Origin of the sequence: Brucepastera parasyntrophica, assembly GCF_022376835.1 — a bacterium.
Classification (GTDB): domain Bacteria; phylum Spirochaetota; class Spirochaetia; order Treponematales; family Treponemataceae; genus Brucepastera; species Brucepastera parasyntrophica.
Window position 1 is genome coordinate 2931292 of sequence record NZ_CP084606.1, and the last position, 17437, is coordinate 2948728.

General features: G+C 45.9%; 21 protein-coding genes. 8 read left to right on the plus strand and 13 right to left on the minus strand.

The genetic code is table 11. The features are described from left to right. Window positions 1-100: 100 nt before the first annotated feature. The 9 genes from K7I13_RS14065 to K7I13_RS14105 form a co-directional block, all read right to left on the minus strand. Window positions 101-1204, minus strand: a complete 1104-nt coding sequence (locus tag K7I13_RS14065) for a hypothetical protein (protein WP_255946672.1) — start codon at window positions 1202-1204, stop codon at window positions 101-103. Window positions 1205-1299: 95 nt separating this feature from the next. Next, window positions 1300-1950, minus strand: a complete 651-nt coding sequence (locus tag K7I13_RS14070) for a pentapeptide repeat-containing protein (RefSeq protein ID WP_255946673.1) — start codon at window positions 1948-1950, stop codon at window positions 1300-1302. A 155-nt stretch (window positions 1951-2105) separates the two neighbouring features. After that, complete coding sequence (locus tag K7I13_RS14075) at window positions 2106-2495, minus strand: hypothetical protein (protein ID WP_255946674.1); 390 nt, start codon at window positions 2493-2495, stop codon at window positions 2106-2108. Window positions 2496-2659: 164 nt separating this feature from the next. Next, window positions 2660-3217: a hypothetical protein gene (locus tag K7I13_RS14080; RefSeq protein WP_255946675.1), complete on the minus strand. Its 558-nt coding sequence runs from the start codon at window positions 3215-3217 to the stop codon at window positions 2660-2662. Between the two features lie 60 nt (window positions 3218-3277). Next, window positions 3278-3706, minus strand: a complete 429-nt coding sequence (locus tag K7I13_RS14085; protein WP_255946676.1) for a hypothetical protein — start codon at window positions 3704-3706, stop codon at window positions 3278-3280. A 32-nt stretch (window positions 3707-3738) separates the two neighbouring features. Beyond that, a complete protein-coding gene (locus tag K7I13_RS14090) occupies window positions 3739-4548 on the minus strand; it encodes a class I SAM-dependent methyltransferase (protein WP_255946677.1) in 810 nt (269 codons plus the stop codon). Window positions 4549-4579: 31 nt separating this feature from the next. Next, on the minus strand, window positions 4580-5032 hold the full coding sequence (locus K7I13_RS14095) for a GNAT family N-acetyltransferase (RefSeq protein WP_255946678.1): 453 nt from the start codon (window positions 5030-5032) through the stop codon (window positions 4580-4582). A 149-nt stretch (window positions 5033-5181) separates the two neighbouring features. Further along, the gene (locus K7I13_RS14100; RefSeq protein WP_255946679.1) at window positions 5182-6432 is read right to left on the minus strand and encodes a Y-family DNA polymerase; all 1251 of its coding nucleotides are present in this window, start codon (window positions 6430-6432) and stop codon (window positions 5182-5184) included. Then, window positions 6429-6578, minus strand: coding sequence for a hypothetical protein (locus tag K7I13_RS14105; protein WP_255946680.1), 150 nt, complete (start codon window positions 6576-6578; stop codon window positions 6429-6431). The genes K7I13_RS14100 and K7I13_RS14105 overlap by 4 nt, the downstream gene beginning before the upstream one ends. Before the next feature lie 321 nt (window positions 6579-6899). Between K7I13_RS14105 and K7I13_RS14110 the strand changes: the two genes are divergently transcribed. Continuing rightward, complete coding sequence (locus tag K7I13_RS14110) at window positions 6900-7565, plus strand: XRE family transcriptional regulator (protein ID WP_255946681.1); 666 nt, start codon at window positions 6900-6902, stop codon at window positions 7563-7565. 17 nt (window positions 7566-7582) lie between these two features. On the opposite strand, the gene K7I13_RS14115 is transcribed toward K7I13_RS14110, so the two are convergent. Continuing rightward, the gene (locus K7I13_RS14115; RefSeq protein WP_255946682.1) at window positions 7583-8014 is read right to left on the minus strand and encodes a hypothetical protein; all 432 of its coding nucleotides are present in this window, start codon (window positions 8012-8014) and stop codon (window positions 7583-7585) included. Window positions 8015-8149: 135 nt separating this feature from the next. After that, entirely contained in the window at window positions 8150-8659 is a 510-nt protein-coding gene (locus K7I13_RS14120) for a hypothetical protein (RefSeq protein ID WP_255946683.1), read from the minus strand. Window positions 8660-8702: 43 nt separating this feature from the next. Here K7I13_RS14120 and K7I13_RS14125 point away from each other — a divergent pair, with 43 nt between their 5' ends. The 3 genes from K7I13_RS14125 (at window position 8703) to K7I13_RS14135 (ending at window position 11231) form a co-directional block, all read left to right on the plus strand. Beyond that, window positions 8703-9491 carry a DUF4037 domain-containing protein gene (locus K7I13_RS14125; protein ID WP_255946685.1) on the plus strand — a complete coding sequence of 263 codons (789 nt, stop codon included), beginning with the start codon at window positions 8703-8705 and terminating at the stop codon, window positions 9489-9491. Beyond that, window positions 9478-10605 (plus strand): hypothetical protein, encoded by a 1128-nt coding sequence (locus tag K7I13_RS14130; RefSeq protein ID WP_255946687.1) that lies wholly within the window; start codon window positions 9478-9480, stop codon window positions 10603-10605. Before K7I13_RS14125 ends, K7I13_RS14130 begins: the two co-directional genes overlap by 14 nt. An 86-nt stretch (window positions 10606-10691) precedes the next feature. Beyond that, a complete protein-coding gene (locus K7I13_RS14135; protein ID WP_255946689.1) occupies window positions 10692-11231 on the plus strand; it encodes a hypothetical protein in 540 nt (179 codons plus the stop codon). A gap of 7 nt (window positions 11232-11238) precedes the next feature. Here K7I13_RS14135 and K7I13_RS14140 read toward each other — a convergent pair whose 3' ends face one another. Next, window positions 11239-11865 carry an MBL fold metallo-hydrolase gene (locus K7I13_RS14140; RefSeq protein WP_255946691.1) on the minus strand — a complete coding sequence of 209 codons (627 nt, stop codon included), beginning with the start codon at window positions 11863-11865 and terminating at the stop codon, window positions 11239-11241. Further along, the gene (locus K7I13_RS14145; RefSeq protein ID WP_255946693.1) at window positions 11862-12389 is read right to left on the minus strand and encodes a pentapeptide repeat-containing protein; all 528 of its coding nucleotides are present in this window, start codon (window positions 12387-12389) and stop codon (window positions 11862-11864) included. The genes K7I13_RS14140 and K7I13_RS14145 overlap by 4 nt, the downstream gene beginning before the upstream one ends. Before the next feature lie 195 nt (window positions 12390-12584). Between K7I13_RS14145 and K7I13_RS14150 the strand changes: the two genes are divergently transcribed. The 4 genes from K7I13_RS14150 to K7I13_RS14165 all read left to right on the plus strand — a co-directional run bounded on the left by K7I13_RS14150 (window position 12585) and on the right by K7I13_RS14165 (window position 17427). Next, complete coding sequence (locus tag K7I13_RS14150) at window positions 12585-12887, plus strand: hypothetical protein (protein WP_255946695.1); 303 nt, start codon at window positions 12585-12587, stop codon at window positions 12885-12887. 20 nt (window positions 12888-12907) lie between these two features. Then, the gene (murI, locus tag K7I13_RS14155; RefSeq protein WP_255946697.1) at window positions 12908-13711 is read left to right on the plus strand and encodes a glutamate racemase; all 804 of its coding nucleotides are present in this window, start codon (window positions 12908-12910) and stop codon (window positions 13709-13711) included. Beyond that, on the plus strand, window positions 13669-14643 hold the full coding sequence (gene rsgA / locus K7I13_RS14160) for a ribosome small subunit-dependent GTPase A (protein ID WP_439647448.1): 975 nt from the start codon (window positions 13669-13671) through the stop codon (window positions 14641-14643). The genes murI and rsgA overlap by 43 nt, the downstream gene beginning before the upstream one ends. Window positions 14644-15000: 357 nt before the next feature. Then, complete coding sequence (locus K7I13_RS14165) at window positions 15001-17427, plus strand: endonuclease MutS2 (RefSeq protein WP_255946701.1); 2427 nt, start codon at window positions 15001-15003, stop codon at window positions 17425-17427. The last annotated feature ends 10 nt before the right edge of the window (window positions 17428-17437 follow it).

A 17437-nucleotide genomic window follows, 5' to 3' on the forward strand; every position in this document is an offset into this window, starting at 1 on the left:
GTATTTCCTCAATTATTTTTCAACCAACTCAAAATTGTATTTTGCTTAACGTCCTCGGATATACGCTGGTATATACCGTTTGCACATTTGCAGATAATACTTATTTTCTTAATGAATCCGGCATCTCATTATCAAGCCATATTTCAATATCCCGGCTGATAGGTAGTATTGAGTCATCCAAAGGTATTCGGATTCCCTGGCATCCGCCCTGGCAGGGTTCATTGCGCAGCTTCCTGTCACAGCCATATCCCCGGATAATCTTATCCCGTAAAGGCAAAGGGAATGTTTTAATAATATCCATATATTTGTCTGTTTTTTTAGATCTTACAACCAAACAATAACCATATTTCATGGATAGAGAAAACTCCCATACCCTTTGCTGGTATATATCCCGGGTTGATAAGGTCCGCCTGCTGTTCTTTATATATGAATACGCAAAATGCACTGCGTCATCATTGATGGTTATGCAGGTCATTCCCATATCTGTATAGCGCCGGTGTAATTCCAGGGCGAACTTTTGAAGTTTTTCAGGTAAGGGATATAGAAAATCTTTTAACATATCAAGTATGTCCGTATCTTCCGCTTTCAGTACCCTGTAGTCGCACCGGAAAAGATTATCAGCGTTATTATAAAATCTCACCCACAGTTCTTTAGCTGAAACCGACAGGGCTATTAACCCCGTCAGCAGGATGGGATTGTCCGGATACGATATTTCTGCCGGCTGTACTTCCGAAATAGTACGCGTCCTAGCTTCCAAATCAATGCCGGTAAAAACAAAACCGCAGAGAGCTAAAAAGCGCAGACATTCAGTCTGCCTGGACGCGGAGATTTTAGGCTTTGGGTCAGTAAATGATGGTATTTCAGTTATCAATAATGAACCGTCGTTTTCAGCCGGTTTGCCATAATAGCCTATGTCAATTAACAGGTGATTAACATCATGTAAAAAAGGATAGTTTGCCGGATTTTTTGTTTTTTGCGGTTTGGCGTACAAGTGTCCGTCCGAGATTAAGCGGTCGCAGAATACATATAGGAAATCCCTGAACGCAATAACGCCGTTTCGTATTTTTTCTTCGCCTGCAATGGTTTTAAACATGGGTTTCAGCGAATACGTCCCGGGTATGTTTGCGGGTATCAGATTTTTAATGTATCGGGCGTATTCACTGATTGGTTTTTGCATTGCTATCTCGCCGTGATCTGCGCTCATTTTTACGCCCCTTTTGGTTATTATTATATCACAATACGAAAGCAGAAATAGATTTTTCCGGACATCCATTAATTTATATTATTTTCTAACTTTTATTATACAATTTCAATATCAAAAACTTTAACAAGCTCAAGCGCTTGTTGAGAATTAATTTTTGAGCCTTTTAATTCAAAAAAATCAGCCGATATTTTTATACCATCTATTATACAATCAGAAAGGTCAATCCCTCTCAATGAGGTTTTAAAAAAGTCTGTTCCAATGAACGTTACTTTCTTTAGTTGTAACTTTTTAATCTTTGATTCTGAAAAATAACTTTCATTGAATTTGCAATTGTCAAAAACACAATTGGTAAAAGCCGAATTCGCAAAGTTGCTATAATCAAAAATGCTGTTTGTAATTTTTGTTTCCTTTATTAAACTATCAATAAACTGTGCTCCAGCTGCATTGCTTTCGGCTATTTTTACTTTTTTCCAGAATGTTTTAGAAAAATTTGATAAAGAAATATTACAATTTTCAAAATCAACATCATAAAATCGTGACCGGGAAAAGTCACATTTTTTGAGATCGCATTTAATGAATTGTACATTTTCAAATTCAATACCTGAAGCATCAACTTCAGAAAGTTCTTCATTTTCAAATGCTATGTTGTTAATACAATAATCATTTTCGATTGCCTTTTCAATATAAGTCTTTAACATGCTTCCGTTACTTGTTTCAAAATCCGATAGCGTCTGCTTCTTGTCCATGATTTACACTTTACATATTTTATAATATTTTGCAATCAATTCAGACACAATTGCATATAAAGTGATGCGGTTTTGTGATGTTGTCCGAACAAAGTGAGAGCTGAAGAAATTTTTTCTCTAAATATCCACTATAATCCGATTTTAAAATTATTATTTTAATAAACTTCTATATTTTCTATTTGTATAGAACCATCATCAAACTCGATAATCAACTCTTGCTTTTCAAAATCAATGGAAATATCAGTATAATTATTTATTTCCTGTCCATATTCATTAAATTTGTTTTCAATATAGAAATCATAAATTAGATTTCCTGAAATAATATAGTTATTTTCATCAATAATGCATTCATTAAGAAAGATATTAACAAAATATGCTTTTTCATGAAATCCTGTTGCTTCTACGCCAATATAATAGACATCATTATTGTAAGTAACTTCCTTATGAAGTTTAATATAATCAAGTGAAAAGCCTTCCTCTCCTCCCAATGAAAATACTGGGGCAGAAAATATCAAAATAAATATTATATACAGTATGTTTTTCAAGTTTTACCTCCGTATCATTTGTTTTATATCAATTTAAAAACACCCTTAACCAACATGGTCCGCCGACCGGAAGTCCGGGCACGTGTACGATCATAGAATAAAGGTTCGATAACATGTCGCCTGACGTCCGCGGATACACGCTGGTTTTTGCCGGGAAAAAATATCTACAACGAAAATGACGCCTTTATAACGGGACCGTGATGAAACAGATAGGGTATAGTCGAGGGAATCATATCGCTTGATGTTTCCGCCGCCCCTGTTATTTCGGCAACCATTCTTCCCGAGAAATTATAACCTGCGCCGAGCCCGATACGCACCGGTCCGATATTTTTATGCCACATAATACCAAGCGTAATATCATACTGGATCGCAAGGGTAAAATAATATTTCTGGCTTTTGAGCGAGAGTCCCGGATTCGCTGCCTTCAGGCGTCTGATCCCTTCGCTGCTGTATTCCAGGGTCCCGGCGGAAAAGGTATCCTGGGTGAAAATCCAGAACCCGAAACCTTCCTTGTTTACATTGAGCATTTCAATGTTAAAGGTGTCCCAGCCGAAGGCAAAGCCGTAGCTTTTGAAGTCAGCTTCGGGGTCATATACCATATTCGCTATAATAACGTTTCCATACCGGTTTCGTGTCAGGCTCTGAATTTCCAGGGGAAGGGAATATCCGGTGTAAGAAATGCCGAGATACATTTCCGGTTTGTATAAATAAAGAAGTTCCACGCTCCGGTATTTCGTGTCAACCCGTGCCGAAGCCGGCTGTCCGGCAACTGCGGGACCGTTCTAGGTGGCGGTCCCGGTAATTTTTCCGCCGGACACCCTGAGCATGAAATTTTTGAATCCCAAAAAGCCGATCAGTTTGTCCAGCTTGCCCACAATATTATTGTCAACGTCAGCGCTGACTCCGAGCTGAAAACCGGATTTATGCCAGAACCCTCCTTCATATGTCGTAAAGGCATTCGGGTCGAGGTCAAAATTAAGTCCCCCGCTATAGCCGGTCGGTCTTACAAACTGTCCCGATCCCCAAAAGGCTGCGGGCATCAGGGTTATGCCCACAAGCCCCCTGAATGACGGCGTTTTTGGTTTTTTCTGAGAAGTTTCAGTTGTCCGGATTTCTTCCTGCTTCAGTGTTTCATCATCAGGTTCTGCCGCAGTCAACTGAAACCCGATCAGGATCATGAAAAAAAGGACAAGCAATTTTCCTGTTTTCATGCTATCCTCCGAATATCTTACGTTTTGCCTTATTATTCACGTAATGAAAAATTTTCAGAAGTCTTTATTCCGGCAATAATCCGGTAACTTATGTACATATCTTTTTCTTCTTTTATGGCTTCCTGTACCGCGGTTTTGAACATTTCAATATGTTCCTGTATCCCGGGGATATTTTTTTTCAAAAGAGCCTGAAGCGAACCCTGTGAGAGAGCAAGTCCGGTAAATCTTGCGCTGTCGCATTTTTCAGGATTGCCGGTAAATACTTCCGTGCAGTAAGAAAAATAACCGCTGTTCTGAATAGACGCGAAATGGTCTTTTTTCGGCCACCGTCTCACTTCCGGGAGAACTGACCGATATTTTTCTTCAAGGCCGGCTACAGCCCGGAATAATTCTCTATACGCCGTTTCCGCCGCAGCGCTTACCGAAGGAGGCCATAAACAGTCATACACCGCGAAGACCCCCTCAGGTTTCAGAATTCTGTTTACTTCCTTCAGTGTCTGAACAGGCTCCATCCAGTGGAAGGACTGCGAGCAGGTCACTATATCTGCTGTACCGGAGTCCAGCCTGGTATCATAGGACGACTCATTCAGGAACAGGGCGCCCGGAACATTTTTTTTTGCTTCTTCCAGCATCTCCCTGTTCGGTTCAACTCCCACAGTATTCCGGGCATAGTTCAGCCATATCTTTGTGGAAAGTCCGGTGCCGCATCCGATATCAACTATCTTATCGATTTCTCCGGCATTCAGATAATTTAAAAGGATTCTGCAGATTGTTTCGGGCGGGTGAGGCCTCATTTGCTCATACAGTCCGCTGAAGCCGTTAAATCGTTCGGTGTCTACCATTACAGGTTCCTCCCCGGAAGTTTCCGGATTATCATATATCATCCAGCAGGCGGTACATTACGTACACATCCGTTAAGCCAAGCTTTTCATGGCGAAAGGCCTTCGGAAGTGTTCCTGCTATGAAAAACCCCAGCTTTTCCCACAGGCGGACTGCGGGGATATTGGCTGAAATGACAAAATTAAACTGCATGGCAAGGAATCCGCTTTTTTTCGCTTCCGCAAGACTGTGTTTTCCGAGGAGGGTTCCCAGCCCCCTTGCCCGGTGTTTCTGGTGGATCATAAAAGATGCGTTTGCAACGTGAGACCCGCGGTCCCTCTGGTTCTGAATCAGTTTATACATTCCGAGAATGCCCGAACTGTCTTCCGCAACAAATGAACGCACCCCCTGTCCAAACCAGTATTCCCGCGCATCCTCCTCTGGGGTATCCGCATAAAAAACATAGGAGTCACCATTCCGGATAACCTCCCGGAAAATTTTCTGCATAGCTGCAAAATCATTTTCTTCTACTGCCGGCCGTATATGTATATCCATAGTGTACAGTATATATCAATATACCTGCCAACACTACACGGTTTTTGCTTTTTTGCGATTGTTTACAATAATGCTGATGAATTTCACGGCGGACGGGGCAGTTAATATACTTTTGGAATGTCCCGTATGTTTGTTGTATAGGCCGGCGAAAGAAATTTGCGGCTCATGTTCCAGGGCCTCCGTTCCGGGACAGTATACCCCAGATGCAGCATGTTCCGCCCGTACCGCCCATTTATGGTATCAAAACATTTCATAACAGCCTGTTTCCTCTTTTGCATTGCATTATCTTCAAATAAGTCCGGCTGGATAATTGTGTCATTTTCGATTCCGAAGAGACATACCATTACCTTTCGATATCTGCAGCCCGGGGTGAATATGGTTTCAAGAAGTTTTACCGCGGTCCCCAGTATTTCAGGCAGATAGGACGTCGCTTTTCCAAGCGTGGCTGAAAACTGTCCGCAGCTCCGGGGTACGCCGGTATTATCTGAACTGGTTACAAGAAAAACCGAAACAAACCGGGCCGCGCCTTCCTGTCTGCGAAGCCGTCCGACCGCTTCCTGCGTATATGAGGCAAGGGCTTCCTTTATGCTTTCAATATCACCGAGCGGTTCGGAGAATGATTTTGATGTGCCGATACTCTGCCGGGATTCATACCGGGACTGATCAAAGGCGGGGATGCCGTTTAATTCCTGTACTGTTTTCATCCCCGTAATGGTCAGATATTTCTTTGCGAGATGGAGCGGATACTGTTTCAGGTCGAGAGCAGTAACAATACGGTGCCGTTTTAACAGAGCGGCTTTTGACCGTCCTACTCCCCAGACATGACTTACAGGACAGCCGGCGAGTTCCGCATCCATATCAATCTCATCACAGGAAAGTATCCCGCTGTTCTTTTTCGCCAGCCCGTTGCAGAATTTTGCCAGGGTTCTGGAAGGAGCTATTCCTATGGAAACCGATACGCCTGTTTCCCTGAGAACTGTATTTTTTATCCGCTGCGCGATTCCGGTAAAATCCATATGGTTCCAGTCAGGAAAATACAGAAAAGCCTCGTCAATGGAATATACTTCAACTTCCGGACAGAGCCTGTTATAGATTCCTATAATGCGGGTGCTTATATCGGCGTACAGGGTATAATTGGAACTGAATACATTGACGCCGTTTCTGCTGCACTTTTCCGCTATGTCCCTGTAAACGTCGCCCCGCCTGAGCCCCAATTCCTTTGCTTCCCTGTTCAGGGAAATAATAATGCAGTCATTATTTGTAAGAACAATAACCGGTTTCCCGGTCAGGTCGGGCCTGAATATCTGCTCGCAGGCAGCGTAAAAACTGTTCGCGTCAACATGAAAAATCATAATTTCCTCACAATCCCTGAAACGGTCCCGAAAATTTCAGTCATATCATCAACAGGAAGTTCCTGCTGATCATTCAGGAGGGCATACTCATTCCCGTTTCTGACCAGTTTGGCACAGGTGAATATGTCATCATTTCTGAATACCACAAGGCAGCCGGGCCCGGGGGGCGGGACCGGTCTACAATCAGCAAATCATCTTCAAATACGCCATCGCTCTCAAGATGATGACCCGTCATCCTCATAAAATAGGTTGCGGAAGTGTTATGTATAAGCAGCGCATTCAAATCAATTTGAGCTGCCTCGTAGCCGTGAGCCGGTGAGGGAAAACCTGTTTCCAATGTCATAATTCTTGCCTTTCATCCCTGAGAAATACCATTTATTCAAACAGCAGAAATTCCTCTAGACAGAATAATGTATAACTGTTATACTTATAATATAAGCAAAATGCTTATATGTCAAGGGGAATACATGCAAAATTCGCTGGATATGAATTCCATTTCAGGACGCTATGCTTCGGTACGCTTTAACGCCGGTCTTTCAAAAAAAGCCTTTGCGGAATCCCTGGGGATTCACCCGGTTGTGTCGGGCGACATAGAGCTGGGCAAGCGTGATCCTTCCCGGGAAGTCCTTGTGCGGCTGGCCTCTGTGTACGGAGTTGATATCAACTGGCTCCTTACCGGCGATCCTGCGGGCCGGACTTCCGCGAATTTACCCGGGGAAGACGGTCCTGTCGCGTATATTGATTTTATTGACCAGGAGGCTTCCGCGGGCCGGGGAGTTGAGATCGAACACAATCCGGATGTTTTCCGTCTGCCTGTACTGCGTTCCTTTATTGGACCCCATAAACCGGAAAAGGTCAGGGCGCTTGAGGTTCACGGAGATTCCATGGTTGATATTGGTCTCAATGACCGTGATGTTGTTTTTTTTGTGCCCGGAGAACGCCGCGGCGACGGCATCTATGTTATTTCAATAGGGACCCAGCTTCTGGTGAAGCGCCTTCAGTTTGATCCTTCAGGCTCCAGCGTGCAGATAATCAGTGAAAATTCCCTGTATGAGCCGAGGACTCTTTCCGGCTCCGATATGAACCAGCTCAGAATCGAGGGCAGGGTGATAGGCTGGATGCACAGATACTGAAAAAACAAAATTGAGTATCAATTGAAATTTTCTTTAATGAATTTTTTAAACTGTGCAGCCTCATCTTCCTGCAGAATCGGAAGCATATATGAAGATTCCAGAGTTTCCGTGGAATATCCCGGAACGAAAAATGACAATTCCTTTTGCAAACCGGAGGCTTTTATTTTTACATTTCCCTGAAGGCCGAATTTTGCTGAAATAATGTCATCCTTTTTAAGGACCAGCGCATCAGCAGGATTATCATCCTCATCCAGCGGTATAATTACCAATTCCCTGTCGGCTTCGGAAAACCCGATTATATAACGGTAGATATTCTGGGAAAATATCCCCGGTTTCATGAAATATCCGTAGGCAATAACATATTTATCCGTGTTCCCCATTTTTTTTGCAAATCCGTCCCGGATTATCTTCCATGATTCCGCGCTTTTGCTTTCGTTTGGTTTGAACATATTGCCTGCTCTCTGCGGGATTGAAAAACCGTAACGATCCCGCTAAATATTGTTTTACCCCTGCCGGATACATTATGTATTATACAGCCATGTTGTGCCGGCCGCAATGATAATTCTTCCGTATATAGTATCCGGTTAATCCCGGTCCGCCTTATGCCATTTTTCCGGGCCAATACTGTACAATACCGAATAAGCAGAGCCATGTTCCCATGTAACGGAAACCGACAGGTCCGCCGTATACCATATCCGTATTGAAAAAGGCTGTCCGTCTTCACAATGACCCCGGAATTCGCCGATTACCTGACCTGCCGCGTCTCCCGCATAACCCAGAATAAAGCAGGGCGGTCCGGGAAGCGGCGGATAACCCGGAAAAGCAGGCAGTTTTCCGGCTTGTCCTTCGACACCTGAAATAGGCCGGACAATCCATCCGTCTTTTTCTTCCGGGACTCCTATAACCGGTATTTCGCCTGAAATACGGCAGTTTTCAAACAGGCAGAAAGGGGGCAGAAAATTAAACGGCAGGTCCGCATTTTTTTTTCTGCGGTGAAAAATTCTCCGCAGAAAACGCTGCTCATTTTCAAGTCCGGAGGTCTGATTTCCGTGGAGAAAGAAGGATTTGAAGTTATAAGTGCAATTTTCCGTCATTTTTTTCCCAAATTTATTCCAGTATATGATAAAATATCAGACTATGAAATATAACATAAAACCAAAGGTTCGCGAACTGACTGAAAAATTTGTATCTATTATTTCCGCATGGGATTCTATAGAAGCGATCTGTCTGAATGAAACAGCTGCCGCCGATATGCTTGATCCCTATTTTGCCATTATTCTGGATGTTTATTATCACGAAACGGTTCCCGATACTGATGAAAGGATTCTTGCCTATCCGCCTCACAATGTGTTTGAAACCTCTCCGACCGGAATGAAAGACCGTTTTCTTGTCGGGGAAATACCGGTCCGTATAGAATACAAGCCGGCCGCGCGGATTGATGAACTGACTTCAATCGCTTTGCATTCGGGCTCGGATTTATGGAAAATACGCGGCAACGGGACCTATGTTTTTTACAGGCTTGTGAACAGCCAGCCGTTTTTTGAACGGACCGGCTGGCTGAAAGAGCAGCTTTCGCGGCTTGAAATGCTTCCGGATGTTTTCTGGGTGAGAATGCGTTCGTTTTACCAGTCTTCAATGGAACATTATCTGCTGGATTTTGGCGCGTCAATTATGCAGGATGACCCTTTCAACAATATGATTTCTGCGGCATACTTTATTAAGTATGCCTGCGCAGTCCTGTTTATGGAAAACGGCCAGTTTGAGCCGTCGCACAGGGGATACCAGAACCAGGTTGCTTCTCTGACGACCCTCCCTGACGGTTTTGCGGGATGGTTCGAGAGTTTCCTGCGTCCCGATTCCGAGCTCCCGCCCGCCCGGAAATATGAAATTGCCAAACTGATAGTCAGGAGTATTGTCGCCCTGTGAGAAAAAAACGCATATTTTCCTCTTTCTCTTTTTACCGTTGGTTGTGTTATGCCTGCCGGGCTGCGGGAATTCCCTTTCAGCAGTCCCTTTTTCAGGTATTGACGGACAGATTCTTTCCCTGAAAACCCTCAGCAGCGAAGCGGAAAAAGGCATCCTTACCGGGGCCTTTTCATCGGCCTGGTTTTTGTTCAATGAAACGGACGCGCCTTTTATGGGGACCGGTGTTTCTGACCGGCCGCAGGCCCTTGAGGTAAGCGTACGGATTTCCTCCGGCGGGCCGGTCACTGTAACGCTCGCTTTTGTCACTGCTGATGATATTTCCGGAAACGGAAAGCTGAGCGCTGATCCGGCGCCACGGGACCTTTCAGCGGTACAAAACGCGGAAGGGACTGTTTCGCTCCGCATGAACATACCTGGCCTCGAACATACCGGCGCGGAAATCTGCGGTTTTGCCGTTCAGCTGAGCGGCGGCGCAAATTCCCGGCTCGAGATTCTCTCAGCAGGTTTTCGCCGGGATGAGACCGGCTGGAAGAGTGAAAACGGGACCGCCTGGTTCGGTTTCGGAACCGAGGGCGGTATGGCTGATTTTGCCGCGCTGCCGGGCATGGGTTCCCTTAATCCTCCTTCCGTTATTCTTGCCGAAGACAGCCTGCTGCATCTTTCTTTTTCGCCGGCGGAAGAAACCCTTGGAAGCCGGCTTGATCAGGGCCGCATTGTCTTTACGGACGGAGAGCGGATTTTCGGATTCAGAAAAAGTCCTGCGGCCTATACCACAACGGTTCCGGCTTCGGTGCTGGGAAATGGGCCCGCCGTGATTTCCGCACTTTCCGGATATGAAAACCTCGCGGGAATGTATGTTTCCCGGAAAAAACTGCCGGCATCTTTGCCCGATGATCCTCTGTCGCCGGTTTCGGCCGACCCGCACATGATTGTGGAATGGCCAGGGCACTTATGGCGGCGTTCCGACAGGGAGGTTTTTTCCTGGGACAGGTTTCCCTCAGTTCTTATTGTAGATACGGATACGTATGCGACCCAGAGCAGATATTTTAAACGCCTTGCTTTTTTCATAGAAAAAAAGGTTACCGGGGCAGGCTGCTTACCGATAACGAGCTGAAAAGTCTGCACGGTTTTAATGCCCATGATTACCGGGCGGAAAGTCTTGCGGATTTTTTTGAGACCGCCCGCCTGGCCGGACTTGAATTGAATAGAGAAGAAACGGAACTTAAAACCATTCTCCTGCAGGAAGGCGTTATCCGCAGCGAAAACGGCGGATATGTCCCGGGAAACGGGGCCGTTCTTTCCATATCCAGGGAATCTCCCCTCTATCTCAGATATAACTTTATGGCCCATGAAGGGTTTCACGGTATTTATTTTATTGATGAAAATTTTCGCTCAACGGTGGACACCGTATATGCGGAAACCGATGAACGTGCGGTCAGATTTATAAAAAACTACTTTGAACTTGTTCCCACCCTTGGATATGATACGGATGACACCTATCTGCTGAAAAATGAATTCATGGGGTATTTAATGCAGCAGTCCCTTGAAAGAGTAGGACCGTATTTTTCTGGTTCCGTGCTGAACCGCTTTCTTCAGAGCGGTGGGGATGCCTCGATCGGACAATATATCGGCAATACCCGTGCATCTGACCTGGTTACGGCCGCTACAATAATAAATGATTATGTCTTTAACCACTGGGGCCTCGCAGGAGGCCGGGTCGGACTTTTTTACAGCCAGTAAAAACAGTCTAATACTGTTCCGTGTCAAAAAGCTGAAAAGTTCTGTTTGCCTCTACAATATCGGAAAGGCTGGACTGTATCAGTTCAAAGTTAAAAAGCCGTTCCGCCTCCAGCGTTGTGGGCGGTCCGTGTCCCGGAAAGAGAAACAGCTCCTTTGACTGTTTGAACAGCTTGTTCTGCAGATTATTCAGCAGATTTTTCTTTCCATATATATTATTCGTATCCCCGAGCAGCCCTGCTGTAATGGAATCTCCGGTAAAAACAACATTTCCGATCTGATACAAAACGGAATCGGGAGAGTGCCCGGGAACGGCATAGTACATAATAGTAAAATCAGCGGCCTCGAAGGAGCCGTCGCCCTGCAGCAGGACCGTTTTCTGTCCGCTCAGTTCCGTATCGGCGGCATATACTTTCGGCGCATAAATTTTGAGCAGTGTCTTCAGCCCGCGGAAATGGTTTTCATGACTGTGTGTAATAAGAACAGCGTCAAGCAGAAAACGGTTTTGTTCTATATGATTCAGCAGGGTGCTGTCCATAATACCGGGATCAATAATAATGGCCTTCCCTGTTTCCTCATTTCCTATAATATATCCGTTTGAAAAGCCCGGAGCCGAATAATGGAAATAAATTTTCATTCCGGATTTTCTCCCTTGCCGAAAATGGCTTCCCGCGTGTTTGAATACTTAAAAGAAACTCGTTCCCTGATTGTCTGGATGAACATGGTCTTCTGTACATTGCAATTCTCAAATGAAGTATCTTTTAAGGTAGCCATAATAAAACGGGAGTTATATAAGTCGGAATCATTAAAAATGGTGTTTCCCGATAAAAGGCCGTTAAAATTATTATGCAGCAGATCCGAATTTTCAAACGTGGAATCATTTATATGCACGCCGGAAAAACACGAAAACTGCATATCGAGATGTACGAACGAACAGTTTGAAAAATGGGCAAAATCAAAAAAACACATCCTGATTTTACTGCGGTCAAGTACGGTATTCGTAAAAATTGAACGGGAAAAACGGCAGCCTATAAAAATCTTTTCGGAAAGATCAAAGGAATGAATATCTATATCGGAAAAATCAATACCGAAGAGTTTTTTTTCTGTTTTGAGCATTTCGACCAGTTTTTCCCTGGGAATTCTCTCGTCTGTACTGAACATATCCTATACTGTAGGCCATTGCGCGTTTTTGGTCAAATAGGTTATGATATATATAACAGTTTCAATATGAAATATTATTAAAACTGTCTCCGGAATTGAGGCCGGCAAAAATCCGGTATTCGAGAACATCGGTCCGTCCGTTTTATTGGAGTCGGCACAATTTTGCTGATATGGATAATAACAGGGCAGGTAGCTATGTGCTGGAAATGCAAAAAAGCAATACTGTATGAAAATCCCATCGGACGGAGCATGACATGTTCCTCCTGCGGGGCTGATATACGCTGCTGCAAAAACTGCCGGTTTTATTCGCCCGGTTCATATCATGACTGCGCCGAACGTCCGGACGAACTTGTCAGCGATAAGGAAAGGGCAAATTTTTGCGACCAGTTTCAGCTTGAACCCTCATTCCGCACGGACCACGGGGGGAAAAATGAAACGGACGCTTCAAAAAAAGCGTCAGACGCCCGGTCTGCATTTGACAGCCTGTTTAACTCATAAGAGGTTACTATTTCGAATATATGAATTTATCTGAAAAAAAGAAGTACCAGTACGCATTCTTTGATTCGGGGCTCGGCGGTCTCCCTTATTATATCCAGCTTAAAGCCAGTGCACCGGAGGTTTCCTGTGTGTATCTTGCGGACAGCAGGCATTTTCCTTACGGAAACAAAACAAGGGAAGAGGTTATCAGTTATGCCTCCGAAGCCGCGGATATCATTATCGGGCAGTTTTCGCCTGAGGCAGTTATTATTGCCTGCAATACAATTTCGGTGGCGGCCCTTGATGTTCTCAGAAAGCGGTTTTCCATACCCTTTATCGGGACTGTCCCGGCAATAAAAAGGGCTGCCGAAATATCGGAAAACAGAAAAATAGGACTTATGGCGACCGAACGTACCATAAATGATCCCTATACTGAAGAACTCATACGGAACCATGCCTCAGGATATGAAATAGTAAAAATGGGCGAAACCGACCTTATTTTCCGTATTGAAACGGGACTGATAACAGCTTCCGCGGAAGAAAAATATGCGGCGGTTTTGCCTGCCGTAAAAAAAATCCTCGATGAGGGAACCGATACTATTGTGCTTGCCTGCACCCATTTCCTGCATGTCCATGAGGAAATTGAAAAGGCCGCGGGGCCTGGAGTATCAGTGGTTGATTCGAGGGACGGTGTTATCCAGCAGGCCCTGCGGATTGTGCCTCCGAAACCCGGAACACAGACAGAAAGTATGTTTTACCACACCGGTACCATTTCCGGGCAGATTGAAGCCTATTACCGTGAATGCGCCGGACGGGCCGGTCTCGCCTGGGGAGGCAGTATTTGACAGAGGGACTGGTGCTGTGCGGCACAAACAACCAGTTTGAAGTTGAAACCGCCGACGGAACGGTCAGGCTGTGTCCCATAAAAGGGAAAATACTAAAGGAATCAAAAGGATATTATAATCCTCTTGCGCCGGGCGACAGGGTGCTTATTGAACCTGATGAACAGGACAGCGTCCGAGGTCTTATCCTGTCCCTGCTTCCGAGGGAAAACGGCTTTGTCCGCTGGAACCAGAAAGGAAAGGCTCCGCAGCTTTTGGCGGCGAATCTTGACCTGCTCGTAATTGTCATTACGCCTGATGAACCTCCGTTCCGGCCCCGGTTTGTAGACCGTGTCCTTATCCAGGCTGACGCGGAGCATATTGTTCCCCTCATACTGGTAAATAAAAGTGATCTGGGCTTTCCTGCCGGGATGGAAGACCGGCTTTCTGACTGGGGACGGCTGGGTTACCGGATTATGACGGCTTCGGCAAAAACCGGTGACCATATACCGGAACTCGCTTCAGTCCTTGCCGGAAAACTGTCGGCCTTTGTGGGGCAGTCCGGAGTGGGAAAGTCGAGCCTCCTCAACGCGCTCGATAAAAACCTTGATCTCCGGACAAATGTTCTTTCCGAAAAATACGGGAGGGGAACCCATACCACAACAAAGGGCAGGCTGATCAGGATCGGAGAAAGCATTTCCGCCGCTTCGGTTATCGATACACCGGGAATCAGACGGTTCATTCTGCATGATATTCCCGCAAAGGATTTGGCCTTATACTTCAGGGAAATGGAAGACCTGGTGGGAAGCTGCACCTGGGGGCTTTCATGTACTCATGAACATGAATCCGGCTGCAGCATTCTTAAAGCTGTTTCCGAAAAACGGATTCATGAAGAACGCTATGAAAGCTGGCAGCGTATCCGTGAAGAAATTGAAATAGGCAGCTGGGCGGATTAAATATACTCCCTTAATTTACGTTTCTGATATAAAGTATCAGCTGATACTTTATATCAGAAACACGTACAATCGGAAATAGTCAAATAGATTATTTGACTATAATAAACAGGATGGTCTGTTTGCAACAGTGATTATGGAAGCTATTTCAAAACTGAGAAAGTTTTGAAATGGCAACCCTTAGATGTAACAAAAAAAACTATTTCTATCAGATATAAAGAAATAGTTTTTTCTTTGAAAAGCTTCTTTCAAAGCTAACCGAGTTTTGAAAGAAGCTCTATGTACAAAGGTTTTTATGAATCAGAGAACACTTGATATACTTGAATATCCCGTATCCGGGAAGAAATAGCGGGTTTTTGCATGAGCGAGGAAGGTAAGGGAGTGCTGCTTGATTCTCTTCCCCTGACAGACCCTGAAAAAATAGAATATCTGAAGCAGCTCGGCAGGGCATGGACTGAATCCCTGAACAGGAATCTTCCCGTAAAGTTTACCGGCTGGCCCCCTGTTTCGGATCTGCTGCCTCTTTTGAAGGTTGAAGGAGCCTCTCTTTCAATTGAGGACGTGTACGCTCTCGGCCTGTTCTGCAGGGCAGTGACGGAACTGCATTCCTGGGCAGGTTCACGGCAGGTTTCCGAGCTGGAGGACCGGCTTGGACTTCTCGCAGGAGAGGCGGGGGAGATTCCGGAACTCTCTCAGCCTTCATCAGAAATATTCAAAATCATCGATACATCGGGAAAACTCCGTGACTTGCCCGAATTGCGGCAGATACGGGAAAAAATCCGGAAAACAAGACAGGACATCGATAAACTCATCGGAAAATACACAGCGGACGAGAATATCAAACATATGCTCCAGTCAACCGTGCCGACCATCAAAGACGGCAGGCAGGTAATTGCCCTCCGCGCCAATTTCCGGGGCCGCATCAGGGGTCTCGTTCATGAAGTCTCCCAGTCGGGCCAGACTCTGTATCTCGAACCGGAAGATGTTGTGGACAGAAATAATGATCTTGTTACCGAGGAACATCATCTCGCCCGCGAAACTGCCCGTATCCTCCGTGATCTTACCGCGCGTCTTTCTCCCTTTTATGAGGATCTTGTTTCCGCAGCCGAAAAAATGGTTTTTCTTGACGGTATAGGGGCCGCTGCGCGCTGGGGCAGGGAGTATAAGTGTATTTTTCCGGAGCCTGCCGGACAGACGCCTTTTCTCCTTAAACTCAGAGGGGCAAGACATCCGCTTCTCAAAGCAAAGGCTGTGCCGATTGACCTCGCCCTGACACAGGGAAGGCGGACGCTTATAATTACCGGGCCGAATACAGGCGGAAAAACAGTTACCCTGAAAACGGTCGCCCTGTTCGCGCTTTTAAACCAGAGCGGCTGGCCCCTTCCGGCTTCCGAGGAAACCTTTCTTCCCGTGTTCGATTTTATCGGCTGCGATATAGGCGATGAGCAGTCGCTTAATCAGTCTCTTTCCACCTTTTCCGGGCACATGAAAAATATCGCCGAAATACTTCAGTACGCTACCGAAAACAGTCTGGTCCTTCTTGATGAACTGGGCAGCGGTACTGATCCCCAGGAAGGAAGCGCTATCGCAATGGCTGTCCTCGATGAACTTTTAAAACGCAGGTCCATTGTGCTGGTAACTACCCACCACGGGATTCTGAAAAATTACGGATATACCCATGAAGAATGCATAAACGCTTCCGTTGATTTTGACCAGAGCACTCTGTGTCCCACATACCGGATCCTTATGGGAATTCCCGGGGAAAGCCATGCTCTTGATATCGCGGCGCGGAACGGACTCGACCTGCATATTGTTGAGCAGGCAAAAAACTATCTTGTTGAAGAGCGCGCCGATATCTCCGCCCTGATCCGCGGGCTCACATCAAAACATGAAGAACTCGACCGCTTTACCCAAAAGAAAAAGGAAGAAGAATCCGTTTTGCGTGAAAAACAACGGAGGGCAGATCTGCAGGAACTTCGCCTCAGACAAAAGGAAGTTGAACTCCGTGAGCAGGGCTACCGCCGCCTGAGCCATCTTTTCGATGACAGCAGAAAACAGCTTGAAAATCTTGTCCGCGAAATCCGGGAAAATGAACTGACCCGGGAAAAAACCGTCGAAATGAAAAACTGGATGAGTGATTTTGAAAAACTGGTCGCATCGGAGTCGGAAAGTCTTGAAGCGGCCCGAAACGAAAATGATGCGCGGCTCCGGGAACTCGCCGGACGGGAGCGGACTTATACCTCTCCGGAAAACCCTTCATCCGGAGGAAGACGCGCCCGCCGGAACAAACTGAAGGATATTCTGCCGGGCGATTATCCGGCGGAGGAATCTCTCCCGGAATTTGCGCCCGGACTTGAAGTTTTTGCCGGACCCTCCCGCCGCCGCGGGACGCTTGTCCGTCCCGATAAAAAGGGATCATGGATTGTTGCGGTTGACAGCATGAAAATATCCTTTTCCGAAAAGGATATTCTGCCTGCCCTGCCTTCCGGAACAGCGGAAAAGCTAACCGTTGAAATTCATACGGAAATGGATACTGCCGGAAATCCCGTCCTTGAACTCAGGCTGCTCGGAATGCGCAGTGATGAAGCGGTAAAGGCCCTTGAGCGCCAGCTTGATCTTGCGGCGCTGAACAACTTAAAGGAATTTTCGGTGGTCCACGGAAAAGGAAACGGGGTCCTGCAGGAAGCGGTACAAAGAGTCCTCGGGGAAAATCCCTCTGTGGCGGATTTTTATTTTGCCCGGCCCGAACACGGGGGAAGCGGAAAAACAATTGTATGTCTGAGGTAAGCGGCCGGAA